The organism is Baaleninema sp., from assembly GCF_049974805.1.
In the GTDB taxonomy this organism is placed as follows: Bacteria; Cyanobacteriota; Cyanobacteriia; order Cyanobacteriales; family Geitlerinemataceae; genus Baaleninema.
In genome coordinates this window covers 1-3807 of the sequence record NZ_JBNGCO010000205.1, presented here as the reverse complement: position 1 = coordinate 3807, position 3807 = coordinate 1, and the positions used below count along the sequence as shown (strand labels likewise).

Here is a 3807-nt window from a genome sequence, read left to right as displayed (position 1 = left end):
CCTAATTTTGACGGGTTTTCGAGTATCGTTCGATTATCGCAGCTATGACTTTTTCTAATGCGGGTAACGTTCTAGCGACGCTGATTCAAGGGAATCGGATGGGGGCGTTAGCCCGTCGCGTGAAAGACTTAGAGGTCGCGGAATTTATTTGTCTGCTGGATTTTATTACCGCAGAATTCCAGCAATATCTTCGGGCGATCGATCTCATTAACGACGACGCCCTCGAAACGATTTTAGAGCAGTTACTCGACGCCTTTACCCTCAAAATCGGGCAAATCTTACAAGCCGAACGCACGACAATTTTTTTAGTAGATAGCCATCGCTCTCAACTGTGGTCGAAAGTGACCCTCGACGACGGTACTACCAAGGAAATGCGACTTCCTTCGGACGTGGGAATTCTCGGTCACGTAGCAACGACGGGGGAAGGCGTAGTCGTCGAAACCGCCAGCAACCATCCGTTATTTAACAAAGAAGTAGACGAATCCCCCACCTGTCCGGCGAAAAACCTGCTCTGCGTTCCCATTTTTAGCAGCAAGGATCGATCGAAAGTGGCAGCAGTGGCGCAACTGTTGAACAAACAGGGAAACGTATCCTTTACTCAGGTCGATCGCGAACAGTTCCAACTTTTCGCCGATTCCATCGGCATTATTCTCGAAAGCTGTCAGTCCTTTTACACCGCCGCCCAAAACCAACGGGGTGTCGGAGCCTTATTAAACGCCACCACCTCCCTCGGAAAAAGCTTAGACCTCGAAACCACCTTACGATCGGTGATGGATCAGGCCAGAAAACTCCTCAAAGCCGACCGCAGTACCTTATTTCTCCTTTCCGAAGAAACAGGAGAACTTTGGACGAAAGTTGCCAAAGCCGACGGCAAAACCATGATGGAAATCCGCATTCCCGCCAACAAAGGAATTGCGGGTTACGTCGCCTCCACCGGAACGTCGCTCAACATTCCCGATGCCTATCAAGACCCCCGTTTCGACCCGTCTACAGACCAAAGAACGGGCTACATTACCCGAAATATTTTATGTATGCCCGTCTTCAACTCCGAAGGGCAACTCATCGGCGTCACCCAGCTCATAAACAAACATCAAGGCAGCTTTACCGCCACGGATGAGTTTTTTATGGAAGCGTTCAACATTCAAGCAGGAATCGCCTTAGAAAACGCGCAACTCTTCCAAGATGTCAACGTCGAAAAACAGTATCAAAAAGACATCTTACAAAGCCTTTCCGATGCCGTGATTTCGACAGACATGAAGGGACGAATTGTCACCATTAACGAAGCGGCATTAGAACTTCTCGGTTGTCCCTTAAAAGGAAAAAATGGCAGACGCCACAAACAGGTTTGGGAAGCCAATTTAACGGGGGGATTTATTTGGGACGCCATCCCCATCGACAGCTTAAAATTTCGCCTCGAAGACAGTTTAGCCCATGCCGCACGACATTACGTCCCCGAACAAACCGTGAGTTTGGGGCTGTATGAAATTCAAGAAGAAGACACCGAATATCCCGAAGAAACGATTTCAATTCTCGCCACCAGTGACCTTCAAGATCGGGAGATTTATCATCTTTGGGGACGCCGAACTTTCGCTCACCGCAACGGAAACGTACCGCCAAAAGTACCCAAATCTCAGGTACAGTGTCTCGAACGCAGCATCAACCTCACCGTAACGCCGTTAACCAACCCGGAAGGGGGCGTCCGAGGCGGACTGGTGGTGTTAGAAGACATCAGCCGCGAAAAACGCATGAAAACGGCCATGTATCGCTACATGACGCCCAACGTCGCCGAACAGGTGATGGCGTTGGGAGAAGACGCCTTGATGGTAGGAGAACGGAAAGACGTAACGATTCTGTTTTCCGATATTCGCGGGTATACGACGCTGACGGAAAATTTGGGCGCCTCGGAAGTGGTGACGCTACTGAACCAGTATTTCGAGACGATGGTGGAAGCGGTGTTTAACTTTGAGGGAACGCTGGATAAGTTTATTGGGGATGCGTTGATGGCGGTGTTTGGGGCCCCACTTCCGCTGACGGAAAATCACGGTTGGATGGCGATTCGAGCGGCGTTGGATATGCGGCGACGGTTGGAGGAGTTCAACAAACATCGCATTATTGAAAATCAACCGAAAATCCACATCGGAATTGGTATTAGTTCCGGGGAAGTGGTGTCGGGAAATATCGGCTCTCAAAAACGGATGGATTATACGGTAATTGGGGACGGGGTGAATTTGAGCGCCCGTCTGGAAAGTTTAACGAAGGAATATGGTTGCGATATTATTATTAGCGAACATACGTTTAATTTATGTGCCGATCGCATTTGGGTTCGGGAATTAGATAAAATTCGGGTTAAAGGAAAAAATGACGCGGTTAAAATTTACGAGCTGATCGACGAAAAGTCAGCAGAACTCGATCCGGGTATGGCGAAGTTTTTATATTTATATAAAATGGGTCGAGAAGACTATTTGTCAGGGAATTTCGAGCAAGCGATCGCCTGTTTTGAGGCAGCGCAACAGATCTGTCCGAACGATAAACCATTGACGTTGCATTTAAAACAGGCTAGAACCTTATTAGAAAACCCGCCATCGGGAAATTGGGATGGTGTGAGAACGATGACCCATAAGTGAAGCCTAGCCGTGAGGGGATAAGGCTTCCCTGGGAAGGACTTGACTGAAAAAAAATTTTTAATAAAACCACGAGACGATCTGTCTTCCTGAAGGCTGTTTTTCGCGCCCTCAAACCCCTTTACATCCGTTCGTCTTCCAACCCCGAACCTCAACAACCGTAAATTCATCAAAACTCTTGTATAGCAAGGGTTTCAGGACTTTTTTTCCGAGCAGGGAGAGATTGAAATACGAAACGAGCGATCGATACAATTATTCATCGCTAATTTCAGGATTTCATGACTGAATTTACAGATAATATTCAAGATCTCCATCGGGTGCTGGCTGCGATTGTTTTTAGCGATGCGGTGAGTTTTAGCGCCCGGATGTCGTCTGATGAAGAAAGAACCCTTCGTTTAATCAAACGAGACTTGCAAATGATGTCTGAAGTCTGTCAGTGTTGCGATGGCAGAGTTCTGAAGTCTACTGGAGACGGCTTGTTAATGTACTTTACCAGTGCCATGCAAGCGGTATCCTGTGCGATCGAAATTCAAAAACGCTTAGCTAAAACCTCAGAAACACTTGCCAAGGAAGAAGTTCTAGAGCATCGAATTGGCATCCATCTCGGGGATGTTTTTATCACAGAAAACGACGTGATGGGTAATGGGGTCAATATTGCTGCCCGATTACAAACCCAAGCCGAACCCGGTGGAATTTGTCTGTCTAAAACGGTTTACGATGCGGTCAAACATACCTTAGCGGTGAAAGCGACCTATTTAGGTCCGAGAGAAATCAAAAATATTAGTAATGCGTTTCCAGTTTATCAAATTTTACTGAGTGCATCTCCGTCAAAATCGAAAATTTCTCCGCCGAAATTACTGCCTTCTCGACAAGATTATCGCAACCGTCAAGTTCTGCTCGATAAAGTCAAAAACTACTGGGTCAAAGGCGTGTTAGAAACCTCGCTCCACGATCGCGTTGCCTGAGAGTTGGGGTTAGAGTCGAGAGAGGATATGCTCGATCGCGCCTGGAGTATCGTTTGGCAAAGCGAAGACGCGTCCCATACTTTACCCACTGGTATGAAAGCGATCGACAAATTCGACGAACAGGGTGCGTCCCGCTCCCTGTTAATTCTCGGCGAACCGGGAGGGGGGAAACAACGACTTTATTGGAGCTGGCTCGAGATTTAATCGGACGGGCAAAATAC

General features: G+C 47.6%; 3 protein-coding genes. All 3 read left to right on the top strand.

Annotated elements, in window-relative coordinates; genetic code table 11:
- The first annotated feature begins 44 nt into the window (after nt 1-44).
- Nucleotides 45-2624, top strand: a complete 2580-nt coding sequence (locus ACP5D4_RS21225; protein ID WP_428013598.1) for a GAF domain-containing protein — start codon at nt 45-47, stop codon at nt 2622-2624.
- 275 nt (nt 2625-2899) lie between these two features.
- Entirely contained in the window at nt 2900-3586 is a 687-nt protein-coding gene (locus ACP5D4_RS21220; RefSeq protein ID WP_428013597.1) for an adenylate/guanylate cyclase domain-containing protein, read from the top strand.
- 27 nt (nt 3587-3613) lie between these two features.
- A complete protein-coding gene (locus ACP5D4_RS21215) occupies nt 3614-3790 on the top strand; it encodes a hypothetical protein (protein ID WP_428013596.1) in 177 nt (58 codons plus the stop codon).
- Nucleotides 3791-3807 lie beyond the last annotated feature (17 nt).